Origin of the sequence: Streptomyces sp. NPDC001599 (assembly GCF_042893535.1) — a bacterium.
Taxonomy (GTDB): domain Bacteria; phylum Actinomycetota; class Actinomycetes; order Streptomycetales; family Streptomycetaceae; genus Streptomyces.
The window spans coordinates 486,921-504,306 of sequence record NZ_JBIAVA010000004.1 but is presented as its reverse complement, the minus strand read 5'-3'; the positions used below and the strand labels follow the sequence as shown (position 1 = coordinate 504,306).

The 17,386-nt window shown below is 72.1% G+C and carries 16 protein-coding genes; 9 read left to right on the top strand and 7 right to left on the bottom strand.

What is annotated here, in order from left to right:
* Positions 1-1,773 (top strand): condensation domain-containing protein (locus tag ACFYZ3_RS14890; protein ID WP_388516833.1); only part of this gene is annotated, 1,773 nt, incomplete at its 5' end.
* A gap of 55 nt (positions 1,774-1,828) precedes the next feature.
* Here the strand turns inward: ACFYZ3_RS14890 and ACFYZ3_RS14885 are convergent.
* Positions 1,829-3,142, bottom strand: coding sequence for a hypothetical protein (locus tag ACFYZ3_RS14885; RefSeq protein WP_388516830.1), 1,314 nt, complete (start codon positions 3,140-3,142; stop codon positions 1,829-1,831).
* Positions 3,143-3,301: 159 nt separating this feature from the next.
* Between ACFYZ3_RS14885 and ACFYZ3_RS14880 the strand changes: the two genes are divergently transcribed.
* The 3 genes from ACFYZ3_RS14880 to ACFYZ3_RS14870 all read left to right on the top strand — a co-directional run bounded on the left by ACFYZ3_RS14880 (position 3,302) and on the right by ACFYZ3_RS14870 (position 5,112).
* Complete coding sequence (locus ACFYZ3_RS14880) at positions 3,302-3,781, top strand: hypothetical protein (protein WP_388516827.1); 480 nt, start codon at positions 3,302-3,304, stop codon at positions 3,779-3,781.
* A 3-nt stretch (positions 3,782-3,784) separates the two neighbouring features.
* Positions 3,785-4,177, top strand: coding sequence for a BlaI/MecI/CopY family transcriptional regulator (locus ACFYZ3_RS14875; RefSeq protein ID WP_388516824.1), 393 nt, complete (start codon positions 3,785-3,787; stop codon positions 4,175-4,177).
* A 62-nt stretch (positions 4,178-4,239) separates the two neighbouring features.
* Positions 4,240-5,112: a M56 family metallopeptidase gene (locus ACFYZ3_RS14870; protein ID WP_388516822.1), complete on the top strand. Its 873-nt coding sequence runs from the start codon at positions 4,240-4,242 to the stop codon at positions 5,110-5,112.
* A 67-nt stretch (positions 5,113-5,179) separates the two neighbouring features.
* Here ACFYZ3_RS14870 and ACFYZ3_RS14865 read toward each other — a convergent pair whose 3' ends face one another.
* From ACFYZ3_RS14865 to ACFYZ3_RS14850, 4 genes are all read right to left on the bottom strand, one after another.
* Entirely contained in the window at positions 5,180-6,547 is a 1,368-nt protein-coding gene (locus ACFYZ3_RS14865; RefSeq protein ID WP_388516819.1) for an aminotransferase class III-fold pyridoxal phosphate-dependent enzyme, read from the bottom strand.
* Positions 6,548-6,599: 52 nt separating this feature from the next.
* Positions 6,600-8,126 (bottom strand): flavin-containing monooxygenase, encoded by a 1,527-nt coding sequence (locus tag ACFYZ3_RS14860; protein ID WP_388516816.1) that lies wholly within the window; start codon positions 8,124-8,126, stop codon positions 6,600-6,602.
* Positions 8,123-8,920, bottom strand: a complete 798-nt coding sequence (locus ACFYZ3_RS14855; protein ID WP_388516814.1) for a class I SAM-dependent DNA methyltransferase — start codon at positions 8,918-8,920, stop codon at positions 8,123-8,125. Before ACFYZ3_RS14855 ends, ACFYZ3_RS14860 begins: the two co-directional genes overlap by 4 nt.
* 125 nt (positions 8,921-9,045) lie before the next feature.
* Positions 9,046-10,290, bottom strand: a complete 1,245-nt coding sequence (locus ACFYZ3_RS14850) for a cytochrome P450 (RefSeq protein ID WP_388516811.1) — start codon at positions 10,288-10,290, stop codon at positions 9,046-9,048.
* Between the two features lie 126 nt (positions 10,291-10,416).
* On the opposite strand from ACFYZ3_RS14850, the gene ACFYZ3_RS14845 reads away from it, so the two are divergent.
* Positions 10,417-11,547, top strand: coding sequence for an Acg family FMN-binding oxidoreductase (locus tag ACFYZ3_RS14845; protein ID WP_388516808.1), 1,131 nt, complete (start codon positions 10,417-10,419; stop codon positions 11,545-11,547).
* 77 nt (positions 11,548-11,624) lie between these two features.
* Positions 11,625-12,827 carry an NAD(P)/FAD-dependent oxidoreductase gene (locus ACFYZ3_RS14840; RefSeq protein ID WP_388516805.1) on the top strand — a complete coding sequence of 401 codons (1,203 nt, stop codon included), beginning with the start codon at positions 11,625-11,627 and terminating at the stop codon, positions 12,825-12,827.
* Between the two features lie 81 nt (positions 12,828-12,908).
* Here ACFYZ3_RS14840 and ACFYZ3_RS14835 read toward each other — a convergent pair whose 3' ends face one another.
* Both ACFYZ3_RS14835 and ACFYZ3_RS14830 read right to left on the bottom strand, forming a co-directional pair.
* Positions 12,909-14,171 carry a cytochrome P450 gene (locus ACFYZ3_RS14835; RefSeq protein ID WP_388516802.1) on the bottom strand — a complete coding sequence of 421 codons (1,263 nt, stop codon included), beginning with the start codon at positions 14,169-14,171 and terminating at the stop codon, positions 12,909-12,911.
* Positions 14,171-15,424 carry an NAD(P)/FAD-dependent oxidoreductase gene (locus tag ACFYZ3_RS14830; RefSeq protein WP_388516799.1) on the bottom strand — a complete coding sequence of 418 codons (1,254 nt, stop codon included), beginning with the start codon at positions 15,422-15,424 and terminating at the stop codon, positions 14,171-14,173. The genes ACFYZ3_RS14835 and ACFYZ3_RS14830 overlap by 1 nt, the downstream gene beginning before the upstream one ends.
* Positions 15,425-15,670: 246 nt before the next feature.
* Here ACFYZ3_RS14830 and ACFYZ3_RS14825 point away from each other — a divergent pair, with 246 nt between their 5' ends.
* From ACFYZ3_RS14825 to ACFYZ3_RS14815, 3 genes are read left to right on the top strand one after another with little or no spacing between them, the layout of a single operon-like run.
* Positions 15,671-16,102, top strand: a complete 432-nt coding sequence (locus tag ACFYZ3_RS14825) for an SCP2 sterol-binding domain-containing protein (protein WP_388516796.1) — start codon at positions 15,671-15,673, stop codon at positions 16,100-16,102.
* A 35-nt stretch (positions 16,103-16,137) separates the two neighbouring features.
* On the top strand, positions 16,138-17,067 hold the full coding sequence (locus tag ACFYZ3_RS14820; protein WP_162833407.1) for a TIGR03619 family F420-dependent LLM class oxidoreductase: 930 nt from the start codon (positions 16,138-16,140) through the stop codon (positions 17,065-17,067).
* Between the two features lie 45 nt (positions 17,068-17,112).
* The gene (locus ACFYZ3_RS14815) at positions 17,113-17,385 is read left to right on the top strand and encodes an acyl carrier protein (RefSeq protein WP_115745088.1); all 273 of its coding nucleotides are present in this window, start codon (positions 17,113-17,115) and stop codon (positions 17,383-17,385) included.
* The last annotated feature ends 1 nt before the right edge of the window (position 17,386 follow it).

Here is a 17,386-nt window from a genome sequence, read left to right as displayed (position 1 = left end):
GTCAAGACCGACGAGTTGCGGGAGTGGCTGCGGTCGAAGATCCCCGCCTACATGGTGCCGCCGGTCATGGTGGTGCTGGACGAGATTCCGCTCAGTGGCAACGGAAAGGTCGACCGCAAGGCGCTTCCGGCGCCGGACAGGGGTGACTCGGCTGCCGTCTACACCCCGCCCGCGACCCCCGTCGAGCACGCACTGGTCGAGGTGTGGACGGAACTGCTCAACCCTTCCCGGCCGCTGTCGACCGGCGCCAACCTCTTCGAACTCGGCGCCGACTCCCTGCTCGCCCTGCGCGCCACCGCCGCAGCAGACCGGCACGGCCTGCGCCTCCAGCTCGCCGACGTCTTCGCCCACCCCACCATCACCCAGCAAGCCCTGGCCGCCGACTCCGTCTCGGTCGGCGCCACGCACGACGACCCGGTGGGGCCGGCCGGCATGACACCCTCGCAGCACTGGTTCCTCTCCCAGGACCTGCCGCGCCGCCAGCACTGGAACGACGCCTCCTTCCTGCTGGCGCTGCAACGACCGCTTGACACCGCCGTCCTGGCCCGTGCCCTCGAACGCGTCCTGGGCCATCACGACGCGCTGCGGCTGCGCTTCGCCCGAGGCGCCGACGGCGGGTGGGCCGCGCAGGTGGCGCCGCACGACGGGACGGGAGCGGAACTGCCCTTCACCGTGCACGATCTGTCGCACCTGGACAGCAGGGCACAGAAGAAGCAGAGCGTCGAGATCAGCGACCGGCTCCAGGCCAGCCTCGACCTCGGTCACGGACCCCTGCTGCGCATGGCCTACTTCGACATGGGGGACCGCCCGCACTGCGTGCTGTTCCTCGCCCACTGGCTCGCCGTCGACCACTACTCGGGCCGCATCGTCCTGGAGGACCTGCTCGGCTGCTACGCCGACCTGGAGGCCGGCGGCGAAGGACTGCTGCCACCGCGGACGACGTCGTTCCGTGCCTGGACCCGAGGGCTCGCCGAGTACGCGAACAGTGAGGAGGTGACGGCCGAGGTGGCCCACTGGGCGAGTGACGCCCGCCAAAACGCCACCGCCGTCCCGGTGGACGCGACCGAGGGTCCCAACTCGCTGGAGTCGCTGGAGAACGTCACCGTGCGCGTCGACCGCAAGGTGACCGACGCACTGGTGCACCTGCTGCCCCGGCACATCAGGGCCGACCTCTCCGAAGTACTGTGCTCGGCCGCCCTGCGCGCCCTGCACACGACGTACCCGAAGCTGGACGGCACCGCGCGGACGCTGATCGACCTGGAACGCCACGGGCGCGACCTCCCGGTGCCGGGCGCCAACGTCAGCCGTACGGTGGGACGTTTCTCCACCCTGGTACCGGTGCTGTTCGCCTACGACCCGGCCCTGCCCGCCGACGAGGCCCTGCGCCGGACCCGGGACCAGGTCGACGCCCAGCCCGCCAGGGGCGCCGGACACGGGCTGCTGACACACCTCTCGGTCCGGCCCGAGGCGGAGGCCGTGCGTGGACTGCCCGCCGCTCCCATCGGGGTGAACTACCTGGGCCAGGTGGACGAGGTCTTCCTGCGCAGCGATCTGCTGAGCGTGCCGCGCATGGCCTACGGCAGTCAGCGCAGCGACGTGGGGACCCGGTTCCGGCTGATCGACCTGATCGGGTTCGTGGTCGCGGGCCGGCTCAACCTGACCGTCGGATTCAGCGCCAACCGGCACTCCGCCGCCACGCGCGAGACGTTCACCGCCGCCCTCGTCGACGAACTCACCGAACTCGCCGCGTGGGTCCGCCGGCTGGAGGACTGAGCCGCACCGGAGCAAGGACGGGCCCGGCGGACGCCCCACGTCCCCCGGGCCCGCCTCACGCGCTCAGCAGCAGGGACAGACCGCCGAGCGTGAGACCGATCATCACCACGAACAGCGGGATCTGCGGCAGGACCTTGCGTCCGGGCGGCAGCGCACCGACCGCCGAGTCGTGGGCCGCGATCACGCCGAAGACATGACCGGTGACGACGGCCACCACCTGGAACAGCGCGATGAACACCGCCGCGGGCACGGCGTACGCGGCGGCCTCGGCACCGCCGTGGTGCGCCGCCGCGGGCTCCCCCGAGACGAAGAAGACGTCGACGAACCGCTGGAGCTCCAGCAGCAGCACCGAGGCGTAGTGCGCCATCACGTACCCCACGGCGACCGGGACGAGGGACGGCGCCATGAGACCGCTGTGCCACGGGGCGCCGCGGGACAGGAGGCGTGCCGCGGTCTCCGACAGCCGCAGCAGGCCCAGCATCGTCAGGGCCGTCGCGAGCAGTCCCGCCGTACGCACCGGCGACTGCGGCAGCCCTTCGCTCACCGCCCGCCAGGCGCCCGTGTTGGCCAGACTGTCGAAGGCGGTGAGCGACAGCATCACCGACACCAGGGCGGACAGGCCCGGTTCGTCGCGCACGCCGGCCAGCCCGTTGAAGGGGTTGCGCAGGACCAGCCGCCGGTCGCCGTCGGCCGAGCGGCCCAGCGGCGACATCGCGGCGAGCAGCGAGGAGTACACCTCGAAGGCGTCGCCGCGGGCGAACCACCGTGAGCCGAACACGGTCGCCGCGACCAGTTGCACCGCCCCGTACACCCAGAGCCACAGCAGCACGGTGGCCGTCGAGTCGCGGGCCGGGGCGGCCAGTTCGAGCCAGCCGAAGCAGAACAGGCCGACGACGGCCGGCCACACCCCGACCCGGGCCGGCAGCCGGCGCAGCCCCTCCTCGGGGGCCACACGCGTCAGCGCGCACACCGCCTGGTGCACGGCGCGCAGGGGGTTCATCAGCCGCCAGACCGGACCCAGCAGCAGGGACGCGGGGACGAGTCCCACCCAGAACAGCACGAAGACCATGCCGAGCCCCAGTTCCGTGCCGCCGTACCCGGTCGTCAGCACGGTCAGCGTCAGCACGGCGGAGGCGAGGCCCAGCAGCCGCAGCGTACGCCGCAGCAGCGGATGGTCGACGACCGGGGACAGCGTCCCGGGCAGGGGCCGCCAGACCCGGCGCTGGTCGAACCGACGCTCCTGCCAGCGCAGTCGCAGCGCGTCGAAGGACGCGTACAGGGCGGTCGCCCCGGCGATCAGCGCGTAGGTGCGGGGAATGGGACCGGATCCGTGTCCGACCACGTGGGCGAGAGTGAGGGCTGAGACCATGCGCCCACGGTGGCCGCGGCCCGCCACGGCCGCCCAACCTCCGGGGGCCGCGCCTTCGGGCCCGGTGCGGACGATGCCCGGGGTGCCCGATCGGGCAGGCCGATGGGACCCACCGGTGTCGGATCACGCTGCTACGGCGCCCAGGTGCACCGTGGTCGTATGGAATCGACAGGCATGCGCGCGGTCGTCGGACGGAACTCCATCCCCACAGGCGCCGACCCGCTCGGCCGGCGCAGGTACCTGGCATACGCCGGGGTGGTGATCTACCTCTTCGGCCAGGCCTACGACACCTACTGGCACGCGAAGAACGTCTCCTTCGTCGTCGAACCCCCTGGTTCACTGTGGACCATCCACCTCGGGATATGGGTGGGCGCCCTCGTCACCGCGACGGCCGGTGCGACGCTGTGGCGCGTGCGGGGGTTCCGGGTGGCGGGCGGGCTGCTCGCCCTCGGAGCGGCGGTCGAACTCGCCGGATACTTCCTGGACATGTGGAAGCACTCGCAGGGCACGTCCCTCGACTTCTATCATGACCTGGTGTGGTACGGATTCGGCGTGGTGGTCATCGGCATGGTCAGGATCGAGGCCATGCGCCGCAACCTCCTCGGCCGCTCCGTCCAGCGGGACGACTCAGAGCTGTGAGGCATGATGAACCCTAGCGACGCCGACAAACTGGGCAAGGCCCTGGGGCCGCTCGGCGCCGAGCTGCTCACCGTGCTCTGGCAAAACGGCCGTGGCATGACGGTGCGCCAGGTGCTCGAGCAGGTCAATCACGGGCGGTCGGAGCCCCTCGCGTACACCACCGTCATGACGGTCCTCAACCGCCTGGTGAAACGCAACGTGCTGCGCCGCACCGCGGAAGGCCGTGGATTCGCCTACGAGGCCCTCGTGCGGGACGCGGCCGACCTCGCCGTGCGCGATGTCATCCGGGACCACGGTGTCTCCGCGGTCGCCCACTTCATCGACCAGTGCCAGGCGGAGCCGCAGTTGCGCTCGCGGCTGATGAGACTCGTCCGGGCGGACCCCGACGACACCTGACCGGCAGAACACGAGGCAAGGACACGGGGGAGTGGTGGAAGTTGGCGCGGCTTCGCAAAGCCATGTCACGGAAGTGGGCCGTCGGCGCGGGCCTCGGCCTCGGGGCGCTGCTCGCGCTGGCGCTGCTGGACGTGCTGATCTACCGGCTCCTCAGAGCGTGGCGCCGAAGGCCCGAGGCAGGACCGAGCAGGGGCGTCGCGGAAGTGCTCGACATCCTCGCCCTCACCGGCGGGGCGGCGGTCGCGCTGGTCATCGCGACGGTCGCGGTGACGGTGCTGGTGCGGGCGCTCGTGATCACGCGACGCGCCCTGGTGCGGATCGGCGAGCACGCCCTTCCCCCGTCACGGCGGCTGCTCTCCGTCGCACGCCAGGTCCTTCCTGGCAACGCTGTCAGAATCGTCCAGCTCGACGTGCGGGAGCCCCTCGCCCTCACCTACGGGCTGCTGAGACCCCTGGTTGCCGTCAGCACCGGCCTGGTGGACCGTGCGACGGACGAGGAACTGGCGGCGGTGCTCGGGCACGAGATGCACCACGCGCGTCGCCGGCATCCGCTCGGGCGGCTCGTCGTCGAGACGGTCGCCTCCGCCCTGTGGTTCCTGCCCGTCCCGCGCATCCTGGCCCGTCATGTGCGCATGCGTCAGGAACTCTCCGCCGACCAGGCCGCCCTGACGCTGGTCGCGCCCAGCGTCGTCGCCAGTGCACTGATGAAGTGCCTGTCCGAGAGCGGACCGGCCACCCTCGGCATCGGCATGGGCGGCGACGTGGCGCTGGAGGCCAGGGTCGCCCAGCTGGAGGAGGGACCGAAGCGCTTCGCCCACTTCCTGGGCTGCTGTCACCTGCGCCGTACGGTCCTGGTGGCCGTCGCCCTGGTGGGACTGGTCCTGTACTGCTGTGTGGCGACCGTGGCCGGCGGGGTCACCGCCGTAGTGCCCTGAACCGGCACCCCGGCCCCGCCCGCGCGGGGAGAGCGGCCCCGGCGGGCGGCCCGCCGGGGGCCGGCGGTCAGGCCACGCGCGCGTCGGCGACCCCCAGGGCCTCGTCGATCCGGGCCAGGCCCTCCCGTGCGTCCTCCTCGCTGATGTTGCACGGCGGCGTGATGTTCAGCCGGTTGATGTACACCATCGCGTTCAGTCCGCGTTTCATCAGTGCACCCATCAGCTCCGCACCCTGCGGGGTGAGGCGGTCCGGGGCGTCGAAGCCGACGTACATCTCCCGGGTCTCCTTGCTCTTGACGAGCTCCAGCGACCAGATGGCCCCGATACCGCGGGCCTCGCCGACACAGGGGTGCCGCTCGGCCATCTTCGTGAGCTCCGGCTCGAAGACCTCGCGGCCCAGTCGCGCGGCGTGCTCCACGACGCCCTCGTCGCGCATCGTGTCGATCGCCTCCACCGCCACCGCGCAGCCGAGCGGATGCCCGGAGTACGTGGAGCCGCCCGGGTACGGCGTCTTGCTGAAGGTCTCCACGATCTCGTCGCAGACGACGACCCCGGACAGCGGCACGTACCCGGAGTTGACCCCCTTCGCGAAGGTCATCAGGTCCGGGCGCACGCCCCAGTGGTCGGAGGCGAACCAGGCGCCGGTACGGCCGAACCCGACCATGATCTCGTCGAAGATCAGCACGATCCCGTACCGGTCGCACAACTCCCGCACCCCCGCCAGATATCCGGCCGGCGGGACCAGGACGCCGCTGCTGGTGCCACCGACCGGCTCCAGCACCAGGGCGGCGATGGTCTGTGCCCCCTCCAGGACGATGACCTGCTCCAGGTGCTCCAGCGCCCGGGCGCACTCCTGCTCCTCGGTCTCGGCGTAGAACGCCGAGCGGTACAGGTACGGCGGGAAGAACCGCACCACGCCCGCGTTGCCGGTGTCGTTGCGCCACCGCCGGGGGTCGCCGGTGAGCTGGATCGCCGTCGGGGTGGCGCCGTGGAACGAGTGGTGGGCGGAGAGCAGCTTGTACCGCCCCGTGTGCAGCCGCGCGAGCCGCACGGCGTGCTCCACCGCCTCGGCGCCGCCCGTGGTGAACAGCACCCGGTTCAGGCCCTCGGGCGCCAGCTCCGCGATCTTGCGGGCCGCCGTGGCCCGCCGTTCCTCGGCGAAGTGCGGGGCGATCACGCACAGCCGGTCGGCCTGCTCCTTCACCGCGGCGACCAGGCGCGGATGCTGGTGCCCCAGGTTCGCGTACACCAGCTGCGAGGAGAAGTCGAGGTAGCGGTTGCCGGCGTAGTCCCAGAACCACGATCCCCGGGCTCCGGCCACCGGAAGGGCCATGTGCGCGCCCTGCTGCACCCAGCCCCGGAAGAGATGTGCTCCGTCGTCGGCGACGACCGCCTGCGCGGCTTCGAGTCCGTTGCCTGTCTCGGAAGGTGTCATGGTCAGCACGGTAGGGCGGGGCCCTTCCTCCTCACAGTTCCGTTCGGGCGAGCTAATCGGCTACCTGACGCGGGTCACCGGTGCCTTGGGCAGCGGCCCCGGCGGCCGCCCGGAAACGAAAGCCGGACCCGCCGGGGTGTGCCGTCATGCGCCGGTAGAGCGAGGTGCGGTACGGCCAGTTGTTGGTCAGCGTTCCGTCGGCCGTCTTGAACCAGCTCGTGCACGCTCCCGCCCACACCGTGGCGTCGCAGCCCTCGTCCACGAGGCGCTGCCAGGCCTCCAGGGCCTCCGGCGTCGCCTCCATGGCCGCGCCGTCCGGGCGGGCGTCCAGCAGTTCGACGCACCCGGCGATGTGCTCCGCCTGCGCGTCCAGGGCGAGGGTCACCGAGTTGTGGCCGAGGTTGGTGTTCGGGCCGTACATCAGGAAGAGGTTCGGGAAACCGGGCACGTGCATGCCGAGGTACGCCCGTGCCCCGCCCCGCCAGACCTCGTGGAGCAGCCGTCCTCCGGGACCGGTCACCGTCATGGGCGCCAGGAACTCCGTGGTGCGGAACCCGGTCGCGTACACGATCGTGTCCACCTCGCGGTGGGCCCCGTCGGCGGTCTCGAAGCCCTTGGCGGTGATCCGTGTGATCGGCTCCGTGACGACGTCCACGTCGGAGCGGGCCAGCGTCGGATACCAGTCCGACGACAGCACGATCCGCTTGCAGCCCAGCGCGAAGTCGGGCGTGAGTCTGGCGCGCAGCTCCGGATCGGGCACCCCCGCGCGCAGATGCCGTACGGCCATGCCGCGCAGCAGCGCGCCCGCGGCCCGGTTGCCGCGCAGGGCCCGCAGCATCACCGCCTCCGAGCGGCGGTACAGCAGCGAGCGGTATGCGCGGTGGGCACCCGGCACGCCGCGCAGCAGCAGCGACAGCGCGGGGTGGAAACGGGCACCGGGCTTGGGCAGCACCCAGTTCGCCGAGCGCTGGACCACGTACAGCCGGCGTACCCGGTCCGCGATGGCGGGCACCACCTGGGCGGCGCTGGAGCCGGTGCCGACCACGGCCACGGACCGTCCGTCCAGCCCGTGGGCGTGGTCCCAGCGGGCGGTGTGGAAGGCGGTGCCCTCGAAGTCCTCGGCGCCGGGCAGCGCAGGCACGTGGGGGCGGTGCAACTGGCCCACGGCGGAGACCACGACGTCCGCGGCGTGGGTGCGGCCGTCCGCGGTGTGCAGGACCCAGCCGCGGGTGGCGGGATCGTGGCGCACCGCCGTGATCTCCGTGTCGTACCGCACATGCGGCAGTACCCCCTCGTCCCGGGCGCAGGTACGCAGGTACTCCAGCACCTGCGACTGCGCCGGGTAGCGCACCCGGCCGTCGCGGTAGGGGGCGAACTCGTACGAGTACAGGTGCGAGGGGATGTCGCAGCCGGCCCCGGGATAGGTGTTGTCCCGCCAGGTGCCGCCCAGGTCGGACGCCTTCTCGTACACGGTGAACGAGGTGATGCCGCGCCGCCTGAGCTGCACGGCGGCGGCCAGTCCGGCGTAGCCTGCACCGATCACCGCCACGCGGGTCGACGTGTCGGGGCGCCGGGTCATGGCCGCACGGGGCCCGTCTTGCGGTACACCGCGACGTGCGCCTGGCTCTCACCGGTGAACGCGCCGCCGTCCCAGTCCGCGTACCGCCGCTCCAGGGTCAGCCCGGCCAGCCGCGCCATCAGGTCCAGTTCACTGGGCCACACGTACCGGAACCGCACGGTGTGCTCCCGCTCCGCGGCCGGGTCGGCCAGGCGGTAGCGGGGGTGCATGTGCTGGTGGACCGGATCGTGGTGGACGATGCCCAGGTCCAGACGGGTACCGCCGTCGCGTGCCACCTCCATCCGCTGCCCGCTCCGACGCGCCCCCTCGAAGCGCGCCGCGTCGGGCACGAAACCCTGGAAGACGAAGGCACCTCCCTCGGGGAGCAGGTCCGCAGCGCCCGCGAGGCAGCGGATCTGGTCCTCCTGGGTGGCCAGGCTGTAAAGGGTGTTGAAGACGATGTAGACCAGGCCGAACGGGCCCCGCACGTCCGGTCGCACGAAGTCGCCGTGCACCAGCGACACCTTGTCGCTGCCGGGCTTGCCGCGCAGCCGTTCCAGCATCTCGGCGGAGGCGTCCACACCGGTGACCTCCACGCCCGCCGCGGCGGCCAGCGGCAGGGCCACCCGCCCCGTGCCCACGCCGAGTTCGAGGACCCGGGACTCCCCGGTGTCCTTGGCGACGCGCGCGGCGAGACCGGCCAGGAAGCGCACGGTGGGCTCGGTGTCGTCCTGGAGACGGACGATCCAGTCGTCGTAGATGTCGGCCAGCTCTTCGCCGTAGCTGGTGGGGCCGTACTGCTGCTCGGTGGTCATGCTGCGGGACACCTCCGGGGCGAGAAGGGCGAGAAGGGCGCGAGGGGCGAGGGGCGAGGGGCGAGAAGGGTGAGGGGCGAGAAGGTGAGGGGCGAGAAGGGCGGACGGGAAGGGGCCGGGGCGGGTCAGCGGACCCCGGAGAACGCGACCTCCATGCGCTCGGGTCCGCGCAGGATCACATGCGGGCGGTACTCCAGCGACTCCCTCACCAGTTCCGGGTCGTCGACCCGGGAGAAGAAGGCCTGCAGGGCGAGGGCCGCCTCCAGCTTGCCGAGGTTCGCGCCCAGGCAGCGGTGCACCCCGCTGGAGAAGGACAGGTGGTCAAGACGCCGGCCGGTGGCACGGGTGATGTCGAAGCGGTCGGGCTCGTCGAAGACCTCGGGATCGCGGTTGGCGGCCGCCGCCAGGAGCAGCACATCCGTGCCGGCCGGGATCTCGAAACCGTCCAGCTCGATGGACTCCTTGGCCATCCGGTGCAGGATCTGCACCGAGGGCTCGAAGCGGAGGATCTCCTCCACCGCCCCGAACGCGAGGGCGGGGTCCTCCCGCAGCATCGCCAGCTGCTCGGGGTGGCGCAGTAGGGTGAGGATGCCGTGCGTGATCAGGTTGGCGGTGGTCTCGTGCCCCGCCATCACCAACAGGGCGAGCGTGGCGAGCAGTTCCTTCTCGGAGAGCCGGTCGCCCGCCTCCTCCGCTTCCACCAGCCGCGTCAGCAGCCCCTCGCCCCGGGCGCCGCCGGACGCGATCAGGTCGCGGAAGTACTGGTAGAACGCGGCCCGGGTCTCGGTGTCCTCCTTGTCGATCTCCGGCGTCCGGTTCGCCGCCATCAGCGGATCCAGCGCCCGGCCCAGAACCGTTGACCAGGTGCCGAAGATCTTGTGGTCCTCGGGCGGCACACCGAGCATCTCGCAGATCACCCGCACCGGTACGGGATACGAGAACACGCTCGGGACGTCCACGGGCGAACCGGCGCGGGCCACCTGGTCCACCAGGTCGTCGACGATCTCCCTGATCCTGCCCTCCAGGCTCTGCACCATGCGCGGCGTGAACGCCTGGGTGACCAGGCCCCGCAGCCGGGTGTGGTCGGGAGGGTCGAGGAAGGTCATGACCTCCTTGCGCGACTCGACCGCGTCCGTACTGAGGATCTTGGACTTGCCGCGGTCCGCGCTGGCCACCGGTGAACGCAGCACGGTCTCCACGTCCTTGTGCCGGCCCACCACCAGCAGCGCGCCGTCCATCGCGTAGAAGGGCGACGCCTCACGCATCCGGTGCAGCGCCGGGTACGGATCGGGGCGGTTCGCCGGGTCGAAGAAGGTGATCAGGTGCTCTTCCGGGCTCCGCGCGGCGGAAGCCGTCGTCGTCTCCGTCATGCGCCGAGGATCGGGCCACCGCAGCGCGCCCGCCCAGCCGCCGACGCCGTGGTCGTTCGGGCACCTCACATACACCCTCCAAAGGGCACTCCCCCTGCCCGCGCCCAGCACCGAGGGTGGCCCGACATGGGAACCGAACCGCTCGACCCCGCTGCCGCGGCGACCGCGTACGCGGCACCGCCGCCGCGGGGAGCAGCCTTCGACGCCTGGCGCGACTGGGAGAACCGGGACGGCGCCCACGGCCTGGTCGCGGCCGGCATCCTGGCGGCCAACGCCCGCAACGTCCAGCCGTGGCGGTTCACCGTCGACGACGGCGCCGGACGTGTCGACCTGTACGCCGACCTCACCCGCAGGCAGGGCGCCCTCGACCCGTTCGACCGCGAACTCCACGTGGGTCTCGGCTGTGCCCTGGAGAACATGGTGCTGGCCGCCCGCGCCCGCGGACTGGCCCCCGAACTGACCCTGCTGCCCGACCCCGGGCGGCCCGAGCACGCCGCGACCCTGCGCCTGACCCCCGGCGAGCGGGTCCCCTCCGAGCTGTACGACGCCATTCCGCACCGCCGCACCAACCGCGGCCCCTTCCGGCGCGAGCCGCTGCCACGAGCGCTGCTCGACGAGATCGGCGCCCTCGCCGCCGACGACCCGGGCGCCCCCGCCCTCCTCTGGTTCGCCGACGAGGAGCGGCGGGCGCGCGTGGCACACCTGCTGGTCGAGGCGACCGAGGCGGTCGTCGCCGACGAGGGGCAGTCGCTCGCGGGCCACCGCTGGTACCGGGGCACGGACGGCGCCGTCGAACGCCACCGTGACGGAATGACCGTGGACACCCAGGGCATGTCGCGCACGATGAGCAGTCTCGGCAAGCGGCTGCCCGCGCCCTCGCGGCGCACCGCCGACCGGTTCTGGCTGCGCAACACCCGCTCCGTACACGTCGCCACCGCCGCCGCCTTCGGCATGGTCACGGTGGCCGACACCGACGACCCGGCCCTGCGGATGCGCGGGGGACGACTGCTCCAGCGCGTCCACCTGTTCGCCACCGCCAGGGGACTGGCCGTCGGACACCTCAACATGATGACCGTCCGTGCCGACCGCGAACGCGAACTGGGGCTGCCGCCGCGCTTCGGCAAGGCACTGGACGAACTGGTCGGCGACGCGGGCGGCCGGACCCTGGTCACCTTTCGCATCGGCCGTCCGGCCCGTCTCGCCGGCACCAGCCCCCGGCGCCCCGTCGCCACCGTCCTCGGTGCCGACGCCGGGTGACGCCGGGTGACGCCCGGCCGCACACCTACCGTTCGGCGGACCCGCTCCGCCACCATGCCGAGGAGGCAGAGACCACCATGTACGACGCGATAGTCGTCGGTGCCCGGGTCGCCGGAGCGACGTCGGCCATGCTGCTCGCGCGGGCCGGCCACCGGGTCCTGCTGCTCGACCGGGCGTCCTTCCCCAGCGACACGATGTCCACCCACTACGTCCACCAGCCGGCCATCGCCCGGCTCGCCCGATGGGGTCTGCTGGAGCGGCTCGCCGCCACCGGCTGCCCGCCGCTCGACGTGGCCCGCTGGACCCTGGAGGACGTCAGCATCACCGGGTGCGCGCCACCCGTGGACGGCATCCGGACCGCCTACGGCCCCCGCCGCTACGTGCTCGACCACCTCCTGGTGACCGCGGCCGTCGAGGCGGGTGTCGAACTGCGTGAACGCGCGAACGTCACCGCCCTGGTACGGGACGGCGACCGGGTCACCGGCGTACGGATCAAGGGCGCGAACGGCGAGTACACCGAGCACGCGAAGGTGGTGATCGGCGCCGACGGCATCGACTCCGTCGTGGCCAAGGAAGCCGGCGCCCGCCGCTACGAGGAGGCGCCGAGCCTCAACTGCCTCTACTACACGTACTGGAACGGCCTCAAGGCCGACTACGAGGTGTACGTACGCGGTCGTCGCGCCATCGGGGTGGTGCCCACGCACGACGACAACGTCATGATCGGCATCCAGTGGCCGCGAGCCCAGTTCGACAGTGTGCGCGCCGACATCGAGGCGTCCTATCTGACCGCCCTGGAGGAGACCGCGCCCGAACTCGCCCAGCGCGTCCGGGAGTCCGAACGGGCGGCCCGCTTCACCGGCACCGGCCGGCTGCCCAACTTCTTCCGTCGTGCCGTCGGCCCCGGCTGGGCCCTGGTCGGGGACTCCGGCTTCCACAAGGATCCCGTGGGCGCCTTCGGCATCAGCGACGCGCTCCGCCACGCTGACCTCCTCGCGGGGCTGCTGGCCCCCGCGCTCGGCGGCGAACGCCCGGTCGACGAGGCGCTCGCCGACTTCGCCGAACAGCGCGACGAGGACGCCATGCCGGAGTACTTCTTCAACCTCCAGGCGGCCCAGCTCGAACCGATGCCGGAACTGCTCAACGTGCTGAGGGTCATCGAGGACGACCAGGACCAGATCGACCGGTTCTTCGGCCTCATCGCCGGCAGCTACACCTGGGACGTGTTCTTCACTCCGGACCTCATCGAGCGAGCGGCGGGACTGGCGGGCCAGGAGGCCTGACGCCGGGCAGGACGAAGGGCGGTGGGGAGGATGGTCCTCCCCACCGCCCTTCGCGCTGCTCCCGGCGTTCCGCCGCGCGTCCTACGCGGCGGTCACGGTCACCGGCAGCCGGGCCAGCCTGCGCTGCATGAACAACGGGAGCCATTCGGGCGCCTCGACCGCCTCCGAGGCCAGCCGGGCCGGCCAGCGGGCCAGCGCGTCCAGCAGCAGCGTCCCCTGCTGCTTGGCGAGCGCCGCGCCCAGGCAGTAGTGCAGGCCGTGACCGAGCGCCAGGTGCCGGGCGCCGGCCCGGGTGATGTCGAAGCGGTCGGGGTCCTCGTAGACCGCGGGGTCCCGGTTGGCCGCGCCGATGAACGTCAGGACCCGCACCCCGGCCGGCAGGGTGCGACCGCCGATCTCCAGTTCCTCCGCGGTCCAGCGTCCGCCGCCGGCGGTGGCCAGTTGCAGCGGACTCTCGTACCGCATCACCTCCTCGGTGGCCGCCGCGGCGAGTTCCGGATGCTCGCGCAACAGGGCCAGCTGGGCGGGATTGCGCAGGAAGGACAGGACCGCGCTCGCCGTGAAGGCGACCAGCGTCTCGTGGCCCGAGATGAACACCAGCGCGGCGTTGGCGTGCAGTTCGCTGCGGCTGAGTGCGCCGTCCAGGTGCGCCCGCACGAGGGAGGAGAAGAGGTCGTCGCCCGGGCTCTCGGCCCGGACCCGGGCGAGGTGCGCGAAGTAGTCGTCGAAGGCCTCGTACGCCGCCACCGCGCTGTCGATCGAGGACGGGGCGGCCGGTATGTCCGCGGCCGGCGACATGGCCTGCCCCCAGGCGCGGAGCTTGGGCAGGTCGGCCCGGGGAACGCCGAGCAGGTCGCCGATGGCCTGGAGCGACACCGGGAACGCCAGCTCGTCCACGACCTCCAGACGGCCGCGGCGCAGCCCGTCCGCCAGGATCGAGTCGGCCAGTGACCGCGCGTCGGCGAGGACCCCGCCCAGGCGCGGTGAGGCGAACGGGCGCCGGGTGAGCCCGCGCAGCCTGGTGTGGTCGGGCGGATCGGTGAACAGCAGGGTCCGGCTCATGGACCGCAGCGACTCCGGCACCACGGTGGCCATCAGCTCCGCCACCGGATCGGGCGGCTCCAGCCGCATGCGCGGGTCGGCGAGCAGCGCGGTGGCGTCCGCGTGGCCGCTGACCACGTACGAGTCGAGATAGTCCCAGTACGCGGGGCCGCCCAGCGCCCTGATCCGTTCGTAGTGGGGGTAGGGATCGGCCCGGAACGCGTCGTTGTACGGGTCGAAGTCCTCCAGCGCCGGCACCTCGCCGGGTACGGTGCCGGTGTCCTCGACGGGCTGCTGCGTCATCACATTCCTTTCGGGCCGGTCAGCTCCGCCAGTGCGTCGGCGGGCAGCCGGCCGAGCATGGCCAGCAGGTTGTCCGGGGAGAAGAACTCCTCGGCGGGCACCGATCCCGCGATCATCCCGAAGAACCGGTCGGCGTCCTCCTGGTGGGCGGCGACGACCTGGACCAGTTGCCGGGTCATCGGGTCCAGATCGAAACCGGCCGCCTCGCACGTGAACTCGTAGATCAGCTCGGAGCGGGCGTCGCGGGCACGCGCGTAGGCGGCGAGCGCGCTCTCCCACTCCTCGGCACCGGAGCGCACCCGGTCGACGGCGTCCGCGAGCAGTTCGGCGTCCCGCCAGGCGTCCGAGATGCCCTGACCGGTGAGCGGGTCCTTGTGGTAGCCGGCGTCGCCCACGAGGGCCCAGCCGGGACCGTACGGCTTGCGGTAGAAGTTGCCGAGGTCGGCGGTGCCGCGGAACCGGTCGACGCGTTCCGCGCCGTCGGCCAGCTCCCGCGCCAGCGCGGGCGCCGCTTCGGCGATGGCCTTGTGGTAGTGGCCCTCGATGTCCGAGCGGTAGGCGGGGTAGAACGCGTGCGGGCGGGCCACCTGGATCAGACAGGCGTCGTCGTGGGTCGGGATCACCCCGATCTGCTTGTCGCCCATGAGGAACACCTCGTTGAGGTGCCGGCGGTCCGGTGACAGACCGCGCCAGTAGGCGTAGTAGACGACGGTCAGCGGCGGACGCTCGTGGTACTTCACGGCGCCCGTCTCCCGCGCCACCAGGGAGTTGCGGCCGTCGGCGCCCACCACCAGCGGGGCGTGCGCCGTGTGCTCCCGGCCGCGCCGTTGGTAGCGCACCCCGGTCACCCGCCCGTCGTCGTCCCGGAGCAGGGACCGCACGGTGCACCGCTCGCGCACCTCCGCCCCCGCCTCACGGGCCGCGTCGACGAGCAGCTCGTCGAGCACCGTGCGGCGCGGGGCGAGGGCGCTGTCGACGCCGTCGTGGGGCGGGGCGAACCCCCGCACCGACAGGTCCTCGCCGAACCACCAGCGCGCCTGCGTGATCGGCGGGCAGCCGGTGCCGGCCAGCCGGTCCAGGAGGCCCCAGCGTCGCAGGCGGGCCAGGCCGCTCGGCTGGACGTAGTGCGTCGAGACGGTGTCCTTGGGAAACGCCGCACGGTCCAGGACCAGCACGCGGTACCCCTTGCGAGCCAGCAGCATCGCCAGCGGCGATCCCGCGCAGCGGGCACCGACGACTATGACGTCGTACATATGACCTCCGCGTACGTGCGGGGCGGCGGCCGGCGGACGCCGGTGCCCCGGACAGCAAAGCGGGGCGGCCCGGGGACCGTAAGGCCTGGGGGAGGTGCCCGGTCGGGCAGCGCCTTCGGCCCGCCGTCCCGGTCGTCACCGGCGGCCCCGATCCACCGCCCTGACGGCCCTGTCGCCGCCCACGGCGGCCCGGGCAGCCTGAGTGCCGTCCGACACACACCGGCTCGACCGACACGGGAGCGTGGAATGGCCCTGGACACCGGCAGGTTCGAAGAGATCAAGGAAGTGGCCGGACGCCGCAAGGAGGAGGAGGTCTTCGACTTCGCCCGGCAGCAGACCGGCGGCATCGCGGGGCTCCTCGACGACGTGTTCGGGAACATGCCCGAGGCCTTCCGCGCCGACCGGGCCAAGGGGCAGGAGGCCCGGTTCCAGTACCTGATCAACACGCCCGACGGCGTCTTCGAGTACTACGTCGAGATCGCGGACGGCGGCTGCCGGACCGCCCGGGGCCGCATCGACTCCCCCAAGCTGACCACCACCGTGGGCCTGCCGACCTTCCTCAAGCTGCTGACCGGCCGCCTCAACGGGATGCAGGCGTTCCTCGGCGGCAAGGTCAAGCTCTCCGGCAACACCCTGTACGCCGCCAAGTTCGAGCACTGGTTCGAGCGCCCCGCCTGACGGACAGCACCGCCCAACGCCCTGGGGGAGGCCCCGTGAAGTTCGGTATCGCACTGCCCACCGTCGGTCCGCCGGGCCGCCGGCGCTATCTGATCGACGTGGCGACGGCCGCCGACCGGATGGGGTTCGACTCCGTCTGGGTCAGCAGCCACGTCGCCCTGCCGCGGACCCGCAACAGCACCTGCCTGTATCCGCGGGCCAAGACCGCCAACGCCTACAACTGGGGCGTCGCCTGGCTGGAGCCCGTCGCCGTGATGGGCGTGGTCGCCGGAGTCACCGAGCGCGTGCGGATCGGCACCCACGTCCTGGCGCTGCCCTACCGCAACCCCGTCATCCTCGCCTCCGAACTGGCCTCGCTGGACCAGCTGTCCCTGGGCCGGACCGTGCTCGGGGCCGGCATCGGCTGGATGGACGAGGAGTTCAAGACCGTCGGAGTCCCGCGCACCCAGCGCGGTGCCCGCACCGACGAGGCCATCGAGGTGATGCGCACTCTGTGGAGCGCCCGTCACCCCACCTCGTTCCACGGCAGGTTCACCGACTTCGACGACATGTGGCTGGCCTCCCGGCCGCACAGCCGCACCGGACCGCCCGTGTACGTGGGAGGCAACACCGAAGCCGCCCTGCGCCGGGTGGCCCGGGCCGGCGACGGCTGGCTCGCCCACGAGCTGTACCCCGACGAGATCACGGCCGCCCGCACCACCCTCGACCGGCTCACCACCGAGGCCGGCCGCGACCCCGCCGCCGTCGAGATCACCGTGCGCCGCGCCCTGGTTCCGCCCTTCGAAGTCATGGACTTCATGTCCGACCGGGTCAGCATCACCGGCACCCCGGAACAGGTCGCCACGGAGATCGACGCCTACCGCCGGGCCGGGGTGCAGCTGATGGTCCTGGACCTGTCCATGCGCCCCGCGGAGATCGTCGAAACCATGGAGTGGCTGATCAAGGACGTTCTCGTCCTGCTGTGACCCGCTTTCGCAGCTTCGCGCCCACCCACCGACCCTGGAGAGCAGATGACCACGCCGGAGAACACCGTCGCCGACCGCGAGGCGCGCAAGGCCAAGATCAAGGAAATGGTCTGCCGGATCCTGGAGATCGACCCCGAGCAGCTCACCGACACCAGCCGGTTCAAGGAGGAGCACGACGCCGACTCACTGCGGGCCATCGAGATCCTGGCCGGCCTGGAACGCGAGTTCGGCATCACCATCGAGCAGGAGGAACTCAGCCGCATGGTCAACCTGGACGGTGTGGAGTCGGTGGTGGACCAGGCTCTTCCGGCGCGGTGAG

Bases quoted from the DNA above. Each gene is read 5' to 3' on its own strand.
- ACFYZ3_RS14885 (WP_388516830.1), bottom strand. From the start codon at position 3,142: ATGGTCTCAGCCCTCACTCTCGCCCACGTGGTCGGACACGGATCCGGT.
- ACFYZ3_RS14880 (WP_388516827.1), top strand. From the start codon at position 3,302: ATGGAATCGACAGGCATGCGCGCGGTCGTCGGACGGAACTCCATCCCC.
- ACFYZ3_RS14875 (WP_388516824.1), top strand. From the start codon at position 3,785: ATGATGAACCCTAGCGACGCCGACAAACTGGGCAAGGCCCTGGGGCCG.
- ACFYZ3_RS14870 (WP_388516822.1), top strand. From the start codon at position 4,240: ATGTCACGGAAGTGGGCCGTCGGCGCGGGCCTCGGCCTCGGGGCGCTG.
- ACFYZ3_RS14865 (WP_388516819.1), bottom strand. From the start codon at position 6,547: ATGACACCTTCCGAGACAGGCAACGGACTCGAAGCCGCGCAGGCGGTC.
- ACFYZ3_RS14860 (WP_388516816.1), bottom strand. From the start codon at position 8,126: ATGACCCGGCGCCCCGACACGTCGACCCGCGTGGCGGTGATCGGTGCA.
- ACFYZ3_RS14855 (WP_388516814.1), bottom strand. From the start codon at position 8,920: ATGACCACCGAGCAGCAGTACGGCCCCACCAGCTACGGCGAAGAGCTG.
- ACFYZ3_RS14850 (WP_388516811.1), bottom strand. From the start codon at position 10,290: ATGACGGAGACGACGACGGCTTCCGCCGCGCGGAGCCCGGAAGAGCAC.
- ACFYZ3_RS14845 (WP_388516808.1), top strand. From the start codon at position 10,417: ATGGGAACCGAACCGCTCGACCCCGCTGCCGCGGCGACCGCGTACGCG.
- ACFYZ3_RS14840 (WP_388516805.1), top strand. From the start codon at position 11,625: ATGTACGACGCGATAGTCGTCGGTGCCCGGGTCGCCGGAGCGACGTCG.
- ACFYZ3_RS14835 (WP_388516802.1), bottom strand. From the start codon at position 14,171: ATGACGCAGCAGCCCGTCGAGGACACCGGCACCGTACCCGGCGAGGTG.
- ACFYZ3_RS14830 (WP_388516799.1), bottom strand. From the start codon at position 15,424: ATGTACGACGTCATAGTCGTCGGTGCCCGCTGCGCGGGATCGCCGCTG.
- ACFYZ3_RS14825 (WP_388516796.1), top strand. From the start codon at position 15,671: ATGGCCCTGGACACCGGCAGGTTCGAAGAGATCAAGGAAGTGGCCGGA.
- ACFYZ3_RS14815 (WP_115745088.1), top strand. From the start codon at position 17,113: ATGACCACGCCGGAGAACACCGTCGCCGACCGCGAGGCGCGCAAGGCC.